Below are 14,849 nucleotides of genomic sequence, written 5' to 3' on the forward strand. Positions count from 1 at the left end.
ACCCTCGTGGCCGCCCGATCGACCGGGCGCCAAAGCCCGTCGCGGGCGTCAGTTCGTGATGATCTCGGGCCCCATGAAGGTCGTCGGCAGGAAGGTCGACAGCCACGGGATGTAGGTCACCATGATCAGGAATACGAAGAGCACCGCCAGGAACGGCACGGCCGCGCGCACGACGGCCATCATGGGCATGTTCGCCACGCCCGAGGTCACGAACAGGTTCAGTCCGACGGGTGGCGTGATCATCCCGATTTCCATGTTGACGACCATGATGATGCCCAGGTGGATCGGGTCGATGCCAAGCTGGATCGCGATGGGAAAGACCAGCGGTGCGACGATCACGATCAGGCCCGAAGGCTCCATGAATTGGCCGCCGATCAGCAGGATCACGTTGACCATCACCAGGAACATGATCGGCCCGAAACCCGCATCCAGCATGGCCCCCGCGATGGATTGCGGGATCTGCTCGTCGGTGAGCACGTGCTTCAGAATCAGCGCGTTGGCGATGATGAACATCAGCGTGATGGTCAGCTTGCCCGCCTCGAACAGGGTGTCGCGGGTGTCGCGGTGAAAGAAGGCCGTGACCAGCGCCCAGGGCTTTTCCAGCAGGGTATATTGGCGCGGCGCGGCGGGGTTGGCGGCGGCCGACAGGCTGCCCTGTTCGACCATCTCGGTCAGATCGGCGCTGCCCGCGGCCTCGGCCGCCAGGGGGCCCATGTCGCGATAGACGAAGGTTGCGATCACGAAGGCATAGACGGCGGCCACGGCGGCGGCCTCGGTCGGGGTGAAGATGCCGCCATAGATGCCGCCCAGGATGATGACGATCAGGAACAGACCCCACATGGCGTCGCGGCCCGACGCCCAGACCTCGCCCCAGCCCTGCCAGTCGCCCTTGGGCAGGTCGCGCAGCTTGGCGATGGTGAAGATCGTGAGCATCAGCATGAAGCCCGCCAGCAGGCCGGGGATCACGCCCGCCAGGAACATGCGGCCCACCGACACGTCGGTGGCGGACGCATAGACGACCATCACGATGGACGGCGGGATCAGGATGCCCAATGTGCCCGCGTTGCAGATGACACCGGCGGCGAATTCCTTGGAATAGCCCACCTGCCGCATCCCCGCGATCACGATGGACCCGATGGCGACGACGGTGGCGGGGCTGGAGCCCGACAGCGCCGCGAACATCATGCAGGCGAAGACGCCCGCGATGGCGAGGCCGCCCGGCAGATGGCCCACGATGGCGATGGAAAAGCGGATGATCCGCCGCGCCACGCCGCCGGTGGACATGAAGCTGGACGCGAGGATGAAGAACGGGATGGCCAGCAGCGTGTAATGGCCCGCCATCGCCTGGTAGAAGCTCTGCGCGATGGAGGCCAGCGACGTGTCTGACAGCACCAGCAGGAAGATCGTGGAGGAAAAGCCCAACGCGATGGCGATCGGTACGCCCAGGAACAGAAGGCCGATCACCATGCTGAAAAGGATAACGACATCCATGGCTTAAGCGTCCTTGTTCATGTGCGAGACGGCTTCGACATCGTCTTCGGCCTCGTGACTGACGATCAGGCTGTCGCGGGTGCCGCGGGCGATCTCGACGGTGGCTTGGACCAGCCGGAACAGCAGCAGCGCGCAGCCGAAGGGAAGCATGGCGTAGGGGATCACCCGGGGCAGCTTTTCGTATTCCTCGCCCATGTTGATCAGCGGCTCGAGCCAGCGGAAGATCTCCAGCATGGGCACTTGGTCGGTGACGTAGAAGGCGCGGTCGCGCGTGTCCTCGAACCCGGTCGGGAACCAGCGCCCCGTGGTCGCATCGAGCGCGGCGAAGGGCGCCCAGTAATCCCACGCGCCCTTGCACAGCAGCAGCGCGTAGGCCAGCGACACGGCGCAGGCGATCAGCGCGGCCACGTACTTGCCCTTGGGCGGCAGCAGGTTGGTGATGGCGTCGACGCCCAGATGGGCGGTCACCTTCACGCAATAGCTGACCCCGAACAGAACCAACCACGCGAACAGGATCAGCGTGGTCTCGAGCCCCCAGATCAGCGTTTCGTTGAAGACATAGCGCAGAACCACGTTGGCGAAGGTGACCAACGTCATCAGGCCCAGAAGCACCGCGATCGCGGTTTCCTCGAGCTCGTCGACGAAGCGCGAGACGGGCCCGCTTGGCTGATAGTTCTGCGACATGCCGTCCCCCTTCTGCAGAACCACCCGGCGCGCGGACGCACCGGGTGGAGTTTGGCGTCAGGTGATCGCCTCTCCCGCGATCACCCTACACCGTTTTTACATCGATGCGTTGATTTCCTGCGCGGCGGCGATGTTGTCGGCGCCCACGTCGGATTCGAACCGCTCCCAGACGGGCTTCATCGCGTCGACCCAGGCCTGGCGCTGCTCGTCCGTCAGCTCGCGGATCACCGCGCCGGTGTCCAGGATCGCCTGGCGTGCCTCGGCGTCGACTTCACCCACGGCGGCGTTCCGCTCGTTGGTCACCTCCTCGAGGATGGTCAGGAACTGGGTCCGCGTCTCTTCGTCGAGCCCTTCCAGCCAGTCCACGCTGGTCACGACCAGGTAGTCCAGCACACCGTGGTTGGTTTCGGTCGTGCCCTTCTGCACTTCGAAGAACTTCTGGCCGTAGATGTTGGACCAGGTGTTTTCCTGACCGTCGACGACGCCCGTCTGCAGCGCGCCATAGACTTCCGAGAACGCCATGGGCTGCGGCGACGCGTCCAGCGCCTCCATTTGCGCCACCAGCACGTCGCTGGGCTGCACGCGGAACTTGAGGCCAGCGGCATCTTCCGGCGTCTCGAGCGGTACGTTCGCCGAGAACTGCTTCATGCCGTTGTGCCAGAACTCAAGGCCCTGCAGACCGCGGCGGGTCATCGAATCCTTCATCGCCTGACCGGCTTCCGAGTTCTGGAACTTGTCGACGGCGTTGATGTCCACGAACATGAACGGCAGGTCGAAGATGCGGAACTGCTTGGTGAAGGTTTCGAACTTCGACAGCGACGGGGCCGCCAGCTGAACGTCGCCCTGCAGCATCGCTTCGAGCACCTGGTCGTCGTTGTAGAGCGTCGAGTTCGGGTACACTTCCATGCAGGCCGTGCCGTTCATCTCGGCGTTCACGCGCTCTTGCAGCAGCGACGCGGCGATGCCCTTGGGGTGACGGTCGGTGTTGGTCACGTGACTGAACTTGATGACCATTTCGCCGTCGTCGCATCCCGCTTCATGCTCGGCCGCAAAGGTGGCGCCGGTCGTCAGCGTCAGCGCGACGGCGGTGGTTGTAAGGAATTTCATAGGTGTCTCCCGATCTATTATTCTTGATCCGGCGCATTGGTGGCCGGGACCCGTGCAGGATGACGAATTGGTGAACGAAGCTGCAAGTGAATTTCGGTCGCGGAATTTTTACCCGACTTTATGACTTGATTACAGTCGGTTGCCTTATTTCTCACCGATATCTCTACGTGTCCCCACATCCTTGATGCGAAATGCCGCACAGCCCTCTTCCGCGTTGTGCGGGATTCCGCACAGGCTAGCGGAAATCTTCGGGCTTCAGATCGTGGCGCGTCAGCTTGTCGTAGAACGTCTTGCGCGGAAGTTTCAGCGCCTGGGCGGCCGACGTGGCGTGGCCCTTCGCCTGGCGGAGCGCCTGGATCAGCAGGCTGCGTTCGACCTGGGCCATCTGTTCGTTCAACCCCAGATCGGCACCCGGGTCGCGATCCTCGACCCCCATGGCAAAGCGCATGGCGGCGTTCATCAGGGCGCGCGCATTGCCCGGCCAATCCTGCGCCATGATCCGCGCCAGCGTGTCCGACGTGATTTCGGGCGGATCGAGCGCGGCCTGCTCGGCGGCCTGGGCCACGTATTTGCGGAACAGCAGCGGGATATCCTCGGGGCGTTCGCTCAGCGACGGGATCCGCACCCGCATCAAATCCAGCCGATAGAACAGGTCAGGGTTGAACTGCCCCTCCGCCGCATCCGTGTCCAGCGCCCGGAACGAGCCCGCGATGATCCGCGCGTCGATCTCGCCTTCCAGCCGTTCAAGCAGTGTCGCCTGCAATGGCGGCGTCAGGTCGGCGATCTCGCCGATGAAAAGCGATCCCGCCGCAGCCCGGTCGATGGCCTGTCCTAGCGCCTTGGCATCCGCCGAGGCGGCGGAAAGCTTCACGAAGGGCGCAGAGGCGCGGTCGGACAGCAGATGGATGACCTCGGCTACCTTCGAGATGCCCGAGCCGGGCGCGCCCAGGATCAGAACCTCGGCGCGGGTGCGCGCCACCGCGCGAACCCGGTCACGCAGGGTGCGCGCCAGCGCGCTTTCCCCGAAGATCAGCCGACCCGCCGCGTCCCCCTCTTGCGCCGCGCTTTTCAGGCGGCGGTTTTCCAGCACCAGCGCCCGGGTCTTCAGCGCCTTCTGGACAGAGGCCACCAGGTCGGCCGCGGCACAGGGCTTTTCCAGGAAGTCGTACGCGCCCGCGCTCATCCCCTTCACGGCCATGGGCACATCGCCTTCGCCGGTCAGCAGGATCACCGGCAGGTCTGGATCGATCTTCTGGGCGTATTTGAGCAGGTGAAAGCCGTCCCGGCCCGGCATCCGGATGTCGCTCAAGATCACGCCGTCGAACTCGGCCGTGATCCGGTCCTTGGCGGCCACGAACGAGCTGGCGGTCAGCGGGTCCAGATCCGCAAGCTCCAGGGTCTGGGCCAATGCGTCGCGCAGATCCGGCTCGTCCTCGACGATCATCACGCGGATCGTCATGCCGCGGCCCGAACGCTGGCGGGGACCAGATCAATCTCGAAGATCGCGCCGCCGGTATCGGCATTGCGCCCCGAGATGCGGCCCCCGAAGCTCTGGATCAGCCCGTAGGAAATCGAAAGCCCCAGCCCCATGCCCTCGGACGCCCCCACTTCCTTGGTGGAATAGAACGGATCGAAGATCCGGTCGGGCGCGTCCAGCCCAGGGCCCTCATCCGCGATGGAGATCCGCACCGGATCGCCGTCCCGTAGCGTGATCGTCAGCCGCCCGCCCTGCCCCGCCATCGCGTCCATGCCGTTGGTGACGAGGTTCAGGATAACCTGGCTCAAGCGCACCTCGCCGCCGCGCACCATCACGGGGCCATCCGGCAGGTCGGTGACGATGCGCACACCGTCCTTCCGGGTGCGCGCGTCCACCATGTCGAGCACGTCGTCGATCACCGCGCTCAGGTCCACGTCGCGGATCTCGACGCTGTCCTGCCGGGCGAACGCGCGCAGGTTCTTGATGATGCGCCCCATGCGCCGCGCCATCTCGGCGATACGGCCCAGGTTCTCGGCCGCCTTGTCGGGCTTGCCGCGCTCGAGGAAAGTCTGGCCGTTCTCGGCGAAAGACCGGATCGCCATCAGCGGCTGGTTCAGCTCGTGGCTGATCCCGGCCGACATCTGCCCCAGCGCGCTGAGCCTGCTGGCCTGCACCAGCTCCGCCTGCGCGCGGGTCAGCGCGGCCTCAGCGTCCAGCCGCTCGGCGATCTGGGCGCGCAGCACCCGGTTGGCGTCGCGCAACGCGCGGGTGCGATCGGCCACGTCGCGCTCGAGCTTGGCGTTGACCGCACCTTCGAGCGTCAGCCGCTCGGCCAGCGCGCGACGGCGGTCGCTGGCCAGCAGAAGTCCCGCGCCGATCAGCAGCCCAAGCCCCGCCGCCGCAAGCGCCTGCAGCAGCGCCGAGCGCCGGGTCGGGGCCAGGTCCACCAGAAGCTCGGCCGTCATGTCGAGCACGCGCAGATCCTGGCTCAGGTGCAGCGCGCGGCGCGGCAGGTAGCGGTTGTCCGCGATCCGCCAGACGTCGTGCCCGGCGCGGGCGGACCGCGTGACGGGCGTCTCGCCCAGCGGCGCATCGCGGGCCGCGGTCTGCAACACCAGCTCCGAGCGGTTGGCGATGAAGATCAGGCCGTCGGGGTCGGTAAAGAACACCGGCTCGGCCGCGCCGCGCCAGTTGGCTTCCAGCGCGTCCACGTTCACGTCGATGATCAGGACGGCCAGGATGCCCTGCCCGGGATCGCCGAAGATCGGCGTCGCATGGCCGAACCGGCGGCGCCCGGTATCGGGCTCGACACCGTGGTGTCGCCCCAGCGCACCGGTCAGCGCGCGCGCCATCAGCTCGGGCGGGGGGCGGCCCAGCCCGTCGCTGCTTTGCGCCAGCACCCAGCCGTTGGGTGACACCAGCCGCAAGCCCCGCGCGCCCGTCTTGCCCTCCATCCGGCGCAGCAGATCGGACACCGCTTCGGGATCGGCGCGCCCCTCGGCCAAGGCCCGCAAGGCTGGGTGCTCGGCCACCAGGACCACTGACTCGCGGTATTGCTGCAATAGCCCCAGCAGGCGCCCCGACGCCTGCCCCAGATCGGCGCGCCCCCGCTCTTCCAGCCGGTCGAGCGCCCCCAGCCACGCCGCCCACCACACGGCACCGGACAGCAGGCCGATGGCCACCAGATATCCCGCGATGCCAAACGCGCGCGCCATGCGATGCCTCCCTTGCGCCTTGCGTTCTAGCAGTCCCGGAACGCGCCTGCTAGCGATGGCGGATGCAGCGCCTGTCCCAATCGCCGACCGACCCGGGCTTCGTCCAGGATCCCTATCCTTGCTACGCCCGCGCGCGGGCGGCGGGCGACATCGTCTGGTGGACCGACTACGCCATGGCCGTGGCCACGACCCACCGCGCCGTGGGCGCTCTGCTGCGCGACCCGCGCCTGGGCCGCGAAGAGCCGCCCGAAACACGCCAGCCTGCACCGGACCATCTGCGCGATTTCTACGCGGTCGAGCATCACTCGATGCTGGAACGCGAACCGCCCGACCACACGCGGCTGCGCCGCTCGGTGCTGCGCGCCTTCACATCGCGCCGCGTCGATGGGATGCGCCCCGAGATCGTCTCGCTGTGCGACGGCCTGATCGATGCCTTTCCCGACGGCGCCTTCGACCTGCTCGACGCCTACGCGCGCCCCCTGCCCGTGACGATCATCGCGCGGCTGATTGGCTTGCCGGAAACGCTGAACGACCAGCTTCTGGCCTGGTCCAGCGCGATGGTGGGGATGTATCGGGCTGGCCGCAGCCGCGCGGACGAGGACGCGGCAAACGACGCCGCGCGGGACTTCGCCGCCCTCGTCTCGGACCGGATCGCAGCCCTGCGACGCGTGCCCGGCGACGGGCTTCTGTCACAGCTCGTCCACGCCCGAGACGCCGACACCCGCCTGAGCGACGCCGAGATCACCGCCACCGCCATCCTGCTGCTCAACGCGGGACACGAGGCCACGGTCCACACCCTGGGCAACGCCGTGGCCCTGATGCTGTCACGTGGCGTGACGCCCGGCGACCCGGTGACGGATGTCGAGGAACTGCTGCGCCTCGACCCGCCGCTGCATCTCTTCACCCGCTGGATCTACGAAGACTGCACCCTCTTCGACCATCCCTTCCGGCGCGGCGACCGGATCGGGCTGCTGCTGGCCTCGGCCGGGCGCGACCCGGCGGTGTTCGACCGTCCCGATACCTTCCTGCCGGACCGGCGCGGCCCCGCGCACCTGGCCTTCGGGGCCGGGCCGCATTTCTGCCTCGGCGCACCGCTGGCGCGGCTCGAGCTGCAGATCGCCCTGCCGCGCCTCTTCGCGCGCAAACCCGGTCTGCGTCTGGCCGACACGCCCCGTTTCGCCGATATCTACCACTTCCACGGCCTGGCCCGGCTCATGGTCAGCGCGCCCGCCCCCGGCTTCATCTTTCCATAAATACCTGAATCCCTTGCCTCAAACCGGCAATTCGGTGGTGAACTTCAGCTCTTCCATGGACAGAAGCGCCGTGACGTTGTGGATCTTCACCTGGCCGATGAGCGCCTGGTAGAAGGTGTCGTAGGCCCGCGCGTTGGTGACCCGCACCTTCAGGATGTAGTCGATATCGCCCGCCAGCCGGTGCGCCTCCAGCACCTCGGGGCGCGCGCGCAGCGTCTGCAGGAACCGTGTCTGCCAGTCCGCATCGTGTTCGGACGTGCGGATCAGCACGAAGAAACACGCCTCGAGTCCCAGCTTCTCGGGATCCAGCAACACCGTCTGCTGGCCGATCACCCCCGCATCGCGCAGTTTGCGCAATCGATTCCACACCGGCGTCTTCGACGAGCCCACGTCCTTGGCGATATCGTCCAGCGACCGGCTGGCATCGCGCTGCACGGCCGCAAGGATCTTCCGGTCAAGCGCATCCAGACGAACATCCATTCCACTCATTCCCTCTTCCATGGAACCCCCGTTCCACGGCGCGACAGCCGCGGAACATACGTTTCTTATATTGCCGCGCACCTGCACGACAGCGGGAAAATATTCTATCTATGATCCAGCGCAGACAAGGACCGCCCCGATGCACCATTTCCCGATCTTCCTGGCCGTCGAAGGCCGCCGCATCGTGCTGGCGGGCGGCGGGGACGCGGCGCTGGCCAAGCTGCGGCTGATCCTGAAGACCTCGGCGCGGGTCACGGTCTTCGCACCCGATCCCGCGCCCGAAATCGCCGCATGGGCCGCGGCGGGCAAGCTCACATTGCACACCCGCGCAATGGCACCCGGCGACACGCTTTGCGCCAAGCTGTTCTACGCGGCGTCCGAAGATCCGGCCGAAGACGCGCGCACGGCGGCCATCGCCCACGCGGACGGCGCATTGGTCAACATCGTCGACAACCTCGAAGACAGCGCCTTCATCACGCCCGCCATCGTGGACCGCGATCCCGTGACCATCGCCATTGGCACCGAAGGCGCGGCGCCGGTCCTGGCGCGGGCGATCAAGCGCGACCTGGAAGAACGTCTGCCGACCGCGCTTGGCCCGCTGGCGCGGATCGGCAAGGAATTCCGCAAGATGGCGGAGCTTCTACCGTTCGGCCGGGCGCGCCGCGACTTCTGGGCCGATTATTACGACCGCGCGGGGCCCATGGCCTTCGCGCAGGGCGAGGATGCCGTGCGCCCCGCGCTGGATGATCTGTTGTCCCAGCACCTCGACCGCGGCGCGCAGCCCGGCCACGTCCATTTCGTCGGCGCGGGTCCGGGCGATCCGGACCTGCTGACCCTGAAGGCCCGCAAGGCGCTGGACGCGGCGGACGTGGTGATCCACGACCGGCTTGTCGCACCCGAGATCCTGGAGCTGGCCCGCCGCGAGGCGACGATCCTCGACGCGGGCAAGGAAGGCTTCGGTCCCTCCACCCCGCAGGCCCGGATCAACGCGATGATCGTCGAACACGGGCGCCAGGGCGCCCAGGTCGTGCGGCTGAAATCGGGCGATCCGACCGTGTTCGGTCGTCTCGACGAGGAAATCGAGGCGGTCGAGCAAGCGGGCCTCGCCTACACGATCGTGCCCGGCATCACCGCCGCATCCGCCGCCGTGGCGGGCATCGGTCAAAGCCTGACGCGGCGCGGGCGCAACGGCTCGGTGCGGCTGCTGACCGGCCACGACATGCAAGGCTTCGCCGATCACGACTGGGCCGCCCTGGCCGCGCCCGGAACGGTCGCCGCGATCTACATGGGCAAACGGGCCGCGCGCTTCATCCAGGGCCGCCTGCTGATGCACGGCGCCGATCCCGAAACCCCGGTGACGGTCGTCGAAAACGCAGGCCGGGCGGATGCGCGAACGCTTGCCACCTCCTTGGCCCGGCTGCAGCCCGAGTTGAGCGAGATCAATTTCGCCGGCCCCGCGGTCGTCATGTTGGGCCTTCGGCCGCGCGAAGCTGTCACCGTCCTGTCGCGGGCCGATGCTATGCAGCTGGCGTCCAAATCATCCCCGAAGGAGATCGCTCTATGAGCCGCGAATACACGCCCAAGGTCATCACCGCCAACCACCTGATGCTGGGTGACGCCATCTGGCTGACCGAAGACGACACCTGGAGCCGCGACATCGCGCGGGCCGAGCTGCTGACCGACGAGGCCCATGCCGACATGCGGATGCTCTTTGCCAAGGGCCAGCCGCAGATTGCCGTCGGCCCTTATCTCGCCGAGGCAGAGCAAGGCGCACTCGGCCCCGTGCCCGTTCACCTTCGCGAGGTGTTTCGCACGCGCGGCCCCTCCAATCGCGACCACGGCAAGCAAGTCGACGGCGCGATCTGAGGACACGTAATTCCCGGGCGGGCCCTGACGGGTCCCCCGGGAAAATCGCGCCACCGGCGCAGCAGGAGCAGACAAGATGTACCATTACTCCGATTTCGACGAAGCTTTCGTGCGGACCCGCGTGGACCAGTTCCGCGACCAGGTCGCGCGCCGCATCGATGGGTCGTTGACCGAGGACGAATTCAAGCCGCTGCGCCTGATGAACGGGCTTTACCTGCAACTGCACGCCTACATGCTGCGCGTGGCGATCCCCTACGGCACGCTCAACAGCCGCCAGATGCGGCAACTGGCGCTGATCGCGGCGCGTTGGGACAAGGGCTACGGGCACTTCACCACGCGCCAGAACATCCAGTTCAACTGGCCCAAGCTGGCGGATGTGCCCGACATCCTGGATGCGCTGGCCGATGTGGACATGCACGCCATCCAGACCTCCGGCAACACGATCCGCAACGTGACCGCCGATCATTTCGCGGGCGCCGCGGCGGACGAGATCGCCGATCCGCGGCCCTTTGCCGAGCTGCTGCGCCAGTGGTCCACCGACCACCCCGAGTTCCAGTTCCTGCCGCGCAAGTTCAAGATCGCCATCACCGGCGCTGCGGCCGACCGGGCGGTGATCGCCGCCCATGACATCGGTCTTCAGGTCATCGAGCGCGACGGCGCCCTAGGCTTCCGCGTGTTGGTGGGCGGCGGGCTGGGACGCACGCCGATGATCGGGAAGGTCGTTCACGACTTCCTGCCGCAATCCGACCTGCTGCCTTATATCGAGGCCATCGTGTCGGTCTGGAACCTGCTCGGACGCCGGGACAACAAGTACAAGGCCCGCATCAAGATCACCGTGCACGAGCACGGCATCGACGAGATCGCGCGGCTGGCCGAACAGCGCTTCTCCGAGATCCGGCCCGGCTTCTCGGGCGTGGACCAGCAGGTGCTGCGCGATATCGAAGCCCAGTTCGCCGCGCCCGATTTCGAGACGAAGCCGATGGACTGCTTTCACGCCGCCTACGACGCGGACCCGGTGTTCCGGTCCTGGGTCGACATCAACGTGAGCGCTCACAAGCGCGACGATCATGCCATCGTGTCGATCTCGCTGAAAAAGCCGGGCGCCACGCCCGGCGACGCGACTGCCGCGCAGATGGACGTGATGGCCGCACTCGCCGAAGGCTTCGGCCATGACGAGTTGCGCATCTCGCACGAACAGAACGTGATCCTGCCCCATGTCGCGCGCGCCGATCTGCCCGCGATACACGCGGCGCTGAAGGATGCCGACCTGGCAAGCGCCAATATCGGGCTGATCTCGGACATCATCGCCTGCCCTGGCATGGATTATTGCGCGCTGGCAACCGCCCGCTCGATCCCCGTCGCGCAAGAGATCGCGACCCGCTTCGAAGAGCTCAAGCTCGAGCACGAAGTTGGACCGCTGAAGATCAAGATCTCGGGCTGCATCAATGCCTGCGGCCACCACCATGTGGGCCATATCGGCATCTTGGGCCTCGACCGTGCGGGCGTCGAGAATTACCAGATCACGCTGGGCGGCGACGGCACCGAAGACGCCGTCATCGGGACGCGCGCCGGACCCGGTTTCGCCTATGACGAGATCGTGCCCGCCATCGAGCGCCTGATCCAGGCCTATCTGGGCCTGCGCGAAGATGCGTCCGAGACGTTCCTGCAAACCTATCGTCGCACGGGGATCGCCCCGTTCAAGGCGGCGCTCTATCCCGAAAAGGAGAACGCCCGTGCCGCTTGAGGCCCCCCTTCCCAGCGCGCACGAGCGCGCGCGCGAGCTGAACGCCCGCTACACCCGCCACGGCGCCACCGCGGTGCTGCGCCACGCGCTGTCCGACCCCCAGGTCGGGCGGATCGCGCTGGTGTCGTCCTTCGGCGCCGAATCGGTGGTGCTGCTGCACATGCTCAGCGTCATCGACCGGACAGTGCCGGTGATCTTCCTGAATACCGAGATGCTGTTCCCGGACACGCTGATCTACCAAAGCGCGGTGGCCGAACGACTGGAGCTCACGGATATCCGCCGCATCCGGCCGGACCGCGCCCAGACGTTGCTGCGCGACACGGACGGGCTTTTGCACCGCGACGACGCCGATGCCTGCTGCGCGCTGCGCAAGACCGAGCCGCTCGAGCGCGCGCTTCGGGGCTTCGACGGCTGGATCACCGGGCGCAAGCGCTTCCAGGGCGGCGCGCGCGCGGACCTGCAGTTCTTCGAGGCCGACAGCGACGGCCGCATCAAGGTGAACCCGCTGGCCCATTGGGCCAAGGCGGACGTGCAGGAATACCTGTTGAACAACCGCCTGCCCCGTCACCCGCTGATCAAGCAGGGCTATGCCTCGATCGGCTGCGCGCCCTGCACGTCGAAGGTGGATCCCGGCGAAGACGAACGCGCCGGTCGCTGGCGCGGCTTCGACAAGGTGGAATGCGGCATCCATTTCGAAAACGGTCGGGCGGTGCGCAGCTGAGCGGCCGGTGCTTCGAGGTATTTTGGGAAAGATGAAGACAGGACGTCTTCGCGACGGGATGGAACGATGAGCATAATTGTAACCGATGCGGGCTTCGGGTCCGACGACTGGACGGCGGGCTTTTCCGCCGCCGACCGGCACGCCGCGAATGACGGGGGGGCGGTGGACCTGCCCTCGGACACCCCGCCGGGCGACCTGGCGGCGTATCTGGACGCGCGATTGATCCGCGTGGACTTTCCCAGCTTCGCCGACGGGCGCGGCTTCACCCTGGCCGCGCACCTGCGGCGGCTGGGCTTCGCGGGGCGGCTGCGCGCGCGCGGCCATGTGATCGCCGATCAATACGCGATGGCGCGGCGCGCGGGCTTCGACGAGGTCGAGATCGACGACGACCTGGCCGCGCGCCAGCCCGAAGACCAGTGGCTTGCCCGCGCCGACTGGCGCGCCCACGACTATCAGCGACGCCTGCGCGGCTGAGCGTCGCCTTTCGCTGAACTTCCAGACAGGCTAACAGAAGGCCGGGCCGTTTCGGGTCCGCGACAAGACATGAACGAGATGACAGACGTGACCGCCTCAACCGCTCAAGCTGCCCAAGCCGTCAAGGTGTTGCCCGACGCCCAGACCGTCACCAGCGTGACCCACTGGACCGACACGTTGTTTTCGTTCCGGGTCACGCGCCCCGCATCCCTGCGCTTCCGCTCCGGCGAATTCGTGATGATCGGCCTGCTGAAGGACGACGGCAAGCCGCTGCTGCGCGCCTATTCCATCGCCTCGCCCGCCTGGGACGACGAGCTCGAGTTCTATTCGATCAAGGTCCAGGACGGCCCGCTGACCAGTCGGCTGCAGCATATCCAGCCCGGCGACCAGATCATCCTGCGCCCCAAGCCGGTGGGCACGCTGGTGCACGACGCGCTGCTGCCCGGCAAACGCTTGTGGTTCTTCTCGACCGGGACCGGCATCGCGCCCTTCGCGTCGCTGATCCGCGATCCGCAGACCTACGAGGATTACGAGCAGATCATCCTGACCCATACCTGCCGCGACGTGGCCGATCTGGAATACGGGCGCCGCCTGGTCGAGCACGTCAAATCCGACGCGACGCTGCGCGAGCTTCTGGGCGACGTGGTGGAGAAGCTGGTCTACTACCCGACCACCACCCGCGAAGAGAGCCCGAAGATGGGCCGGATCACCAATCTTCTGAAGTCGGGCGCCCTGTTCGAAGATCTGGGGATCGCGGACGGCATGTCACCGCAGACTGACCGGGCCATGGTCTGCGGCTCGATCGGGCTGAACACGGATCTCAAGGAGATCCTGGAAGGGTTCGGACTGCGCGAGGGCGCCAACAGCGACCCCGCCGAATACGTCGTGGAAAAGGCCTTCGTGGGATAGAGTCTTTGCGCTTCGGGCAAGGGCGAGGGTCGGCAGCGATGCCGACCCCCTGACGGCCAGCTCTATTGTGCCGCCTGAAGCTCGGGCAGGCCCATCGCGTCGCGCAGGCGGACGATCAGTTCCTTGACCACAGCCGGATCGTCGCCCACTTGCCGGACGGCTTCGGACAACGTCGTCTTCTGGACCATGTTCAACTCGGACGTCTCGACCGCGGCGATCACCTGTTCGCTGTCGAAATTCTCGAGCGTCAGCAGCTCGGTCAGGGCCATTTCCTGGGCTTCGCTCGCGCCGACCACACCCTCTTCCACGGCCGCTTCGGTCGCGTCTTCCTGCACGTTCTCGACCACGGCTTCGCCGTCCTGTGCGGCCTCGACGGCGGCCTCGGTCGCGTCCGACGATGCCGCGCCGATATCGCTGGCTTCGGCTTCGACCTCGGCGGCGGTGGCTTCCGCGGCCTGCTCGGCCTCGGCGGCGCCTTCCGCGACGGCGGCTTCGGCGCTTTCGGCGGCCTCGGTCGCGTCTGCGGCCATCTCGTCTGCGGCGCCTTCAGCGGCAGCGGCGGTGTCTTCCGCAGCCTGCTCGACCTCGGCTGCGGCGTCTTCAGCGGCTGCCTCGGCCTCGGCGGCGGCCTCGGCCGCTTCGGTGGCCATCTCTTCTGCCGCCTGCTCTGCCTCGGCCGCGGCGTCTTCGGCGGCGATCTCGGCCGTATCGGCTGCCTCGTCCGTCATCTCTTCGGCGGCCTCGGCGGTTGCTTCTGCTTCCGCCTCGACGCTGCTGGTCTCGGCCTCGCCTGCCTCTTCTTCCTGACAACCCGCCACCAGGATTCCGGCAGCAAGCAATGCGATCAGTGATGTCGATCTCAGTCCCATGGGATGTCCTTCGCGTTTGAATGCAGTGTCTCTTCAAGACAATGATCTCGCCCAAGGAT

Annotated in this window: 14 protein-coding genes; 7 read left to right on the forward strand and 7 right to left on the reverse strand. The window is 66.9% G+C overall.

Annotation, left to right across the window (positions count from 1 at the left end; translation table 11 throughout):
- Positions 1–48: 48 nt before the first annotated feature.
- The 5 genes from ILP92_RS05560 to ILP92_RS05580 form a co-directional block, all read right to left on the reverse strand.
- Positions 49–1,491 carry a TRAP transporter large permease gene (locus ILP92_RS05560; RefSeq protein ID WP_198915384.1) on the reverse strand — a complete coding sequence of 481 codons (1,443 nt, stop codon included), beginning with the start codon at positions 1,489–1,491 and terminating at the stop codon, positions 49–51.
- Positions 1,492–1,494: 3 nt separating this feature from the next.
- A complete protein-coding gene (locus ILP92_RS05565; protein WP_198915385.1) occupies positions 1,495–2,175 on the reverse strand; it encodes a TRAP transporter small permease in 681 nt (226 codons plus the stop codon).
- A 96-nt stretch (positions 2,176–2,271) separates the two neighbouring features.
- Positions 2,272–3,282, reverse strand: a complete 1,011-nt coding sequence (locus ILP92_RS05570; protein WP_198915386.1) for a DctP family TRAP transporter solute-binding subunit — start codon at positions 3,280–3,282, stop codon at positions 2,272–2,274.
- A 235-nt stretch (positions 3,283–3,517) separates the two neighbouring features.
- The gene (locus ILP92_RS05575) at positions 3,518–4,741 is read right to left on the reverse strand and encodes a sigma-54-dependent transcriptional regulator (protein ID WP_198915387.1); all 1,224 of its coding nucleotides are present in this window, start codon (positions 4,739–4,741) and stop codon (positions 3,518–3,520) included.
- Positions 4,738–6,474, reverse strand: coding sequence for a sensor histidine kinase (locus tag ILP92_RS05580; protein WP_198915388.1), 1,737 nt, complete (start codon positions 6,472–6,474; stop codon positions 4,738–4,740). The genes ILP92_RS05575 and ILP92_RS05580 overlap by 4 nt, the downstream gene beginning before the upstream one ends.
- Before the next feature lie 62 nt (positions 6,475–6,536).
- On the opposite strand from ILP92_RS05580, the gene ILP92_RS05585 reads away from it, so the two are divergent.
- Complete coding sequence (locus tag ILP92_RS05585) at positions 6,537–7,727, forward strand: cytochrome P450 (RefSeq protein WP_198915389.1); 1,191 nt, start codon at positions 6,537–6,539, stop codon at positions 7,725–7,727.
- 18 nt (positions 7,728–7,745) lie between these two features.
- On the opposite strand, the gene ILP92_RS05590 is transcribed toward ILP92_RS05585, so the two are convergent.
- Positions 7,746–8,207 (reverse strand): Lrp/AsnC family transcriptional regulator, encoded by a 462-nt coding sequence (locus tag ILP92_RS05590; RefSeq protein ID WP_198915390.1) that lies wholly within the window; start codon positions 8,205–8,207, stop codon positions 7,746–7,748.
- Positions 8,208–8,346: 139 nt separating this feature from the next.
- Between ILP92_RS05590 and cysG the strand changes: the two genes are divergently transcribed.
- The 6 genes from cysG to ILP92_RS05620 all read left to right on the forward strand — a co-directional run bounded on the left by cysG (position 8,347) and on the right by ILP92_RS05620 (position 13,921).
- Positions 8,347–9,771, forward strand: coding sequence for a siroheme synthase CysG (cysG, locus tag ILP92_RS05595; RefSeq protein WP_198915391.1), 1,425 nt, complete (start codon positions 8,347–8,349; stop codon positions 9,769–9,771).
- Positions 9,768–10,073, forward strand: a complete 306-nt coding sequence (locus tag ILP92_RS05600) for a DUF2849 domain-containing protein (protein WP_198915392.1) — start codon at positions 9,768–9,770, stop codon at positions 10,071–10,073. The genes cysG and ILP92_RS05600 overlap by 4 nt, the downstream gene beginning before the upstream one ends.
- 76 nt (positions 10,074–10,149) lie before the next feature.
- Positions 10,150–11,817 carry a nitrite/sulfite reductase gene (locus tag ILP92_RS05605; protein WP_198915393.1) on the forward strand — a complete coding sequence of 556 codons (1,668 nt, stop codon included), beginning with the start codon at positions 10,150–10,152 and terminating at the stop codon, positions 11,815–11,817.
- Positions 11,807–12,538, forward strand: a complete 732-nt coding sequence (locus ILP92_RS05610; protein WP_368667846.1) for a phosphoadenylyl-sulfate reductase — start codon at positions 11,807–11,809, stop codon at positions 12,536–12,538. Before ILP92_RS05605 ends, ILP92_RS05610 begins: the two co-directional genes overlap by 11 nt.
- A gap of 66 nt (positions 12,539–12,604) precedes the next feature.
- Positions 12,605–13,012: a DUF934 domain-containing protein gene (locus ILP92_RS05615; RefSeq protein WP_198915395.1), complete on the forward strand. Its 408-nt coding sequence runs from the start codon at positions 12,605–12,607 to the stop codon at positions 13,010–13,012.
- A gap of 69 nt (positions 13,013–13,081) precedes the next feature.
- Positions 13,082–13,921 carry a ferredoxin--NADP reductase gene (locus ILP92_RS05620; RefSeq protein WP_198915396.1) on the forward strand — a complete coding sequence of 280 codons (840 nt, stop codon included), beginning with the start codon at positions 13,082–13,084 and terminating at the stop codon, positions 13,919–13,921.
- A gap of 62 nt (positions 13,922–13,983) precedes the next feature.
- On the opposite strand, the gene ILP92_RS05625 is transcribed toward ILP92_RS05620, so the two are convergent.
- Positions 13,984–14,790, reverse strand: a complete 807-nt coding sequence (locus ILP92_RS05625; protein ID WP_198915397.1) for a hypothetical protein — start codon at positions 14,788–14,790, stop codon at positions 13,984–13,986.
- Between the last annotated feature and the right edge of the window lie 59 nt (positions 14,791–14,849).

The organism is Palleronia pontilimi, assembly GCF_016412875.1.
In the GTDB taxonomy this organism is placed as follows: Bacteria; Pseudomonadota; Alphaproteobacteria; order Rhodobacterales; family Rhodobacteraceae; genus Palleronia; species Palleronia pontilimi.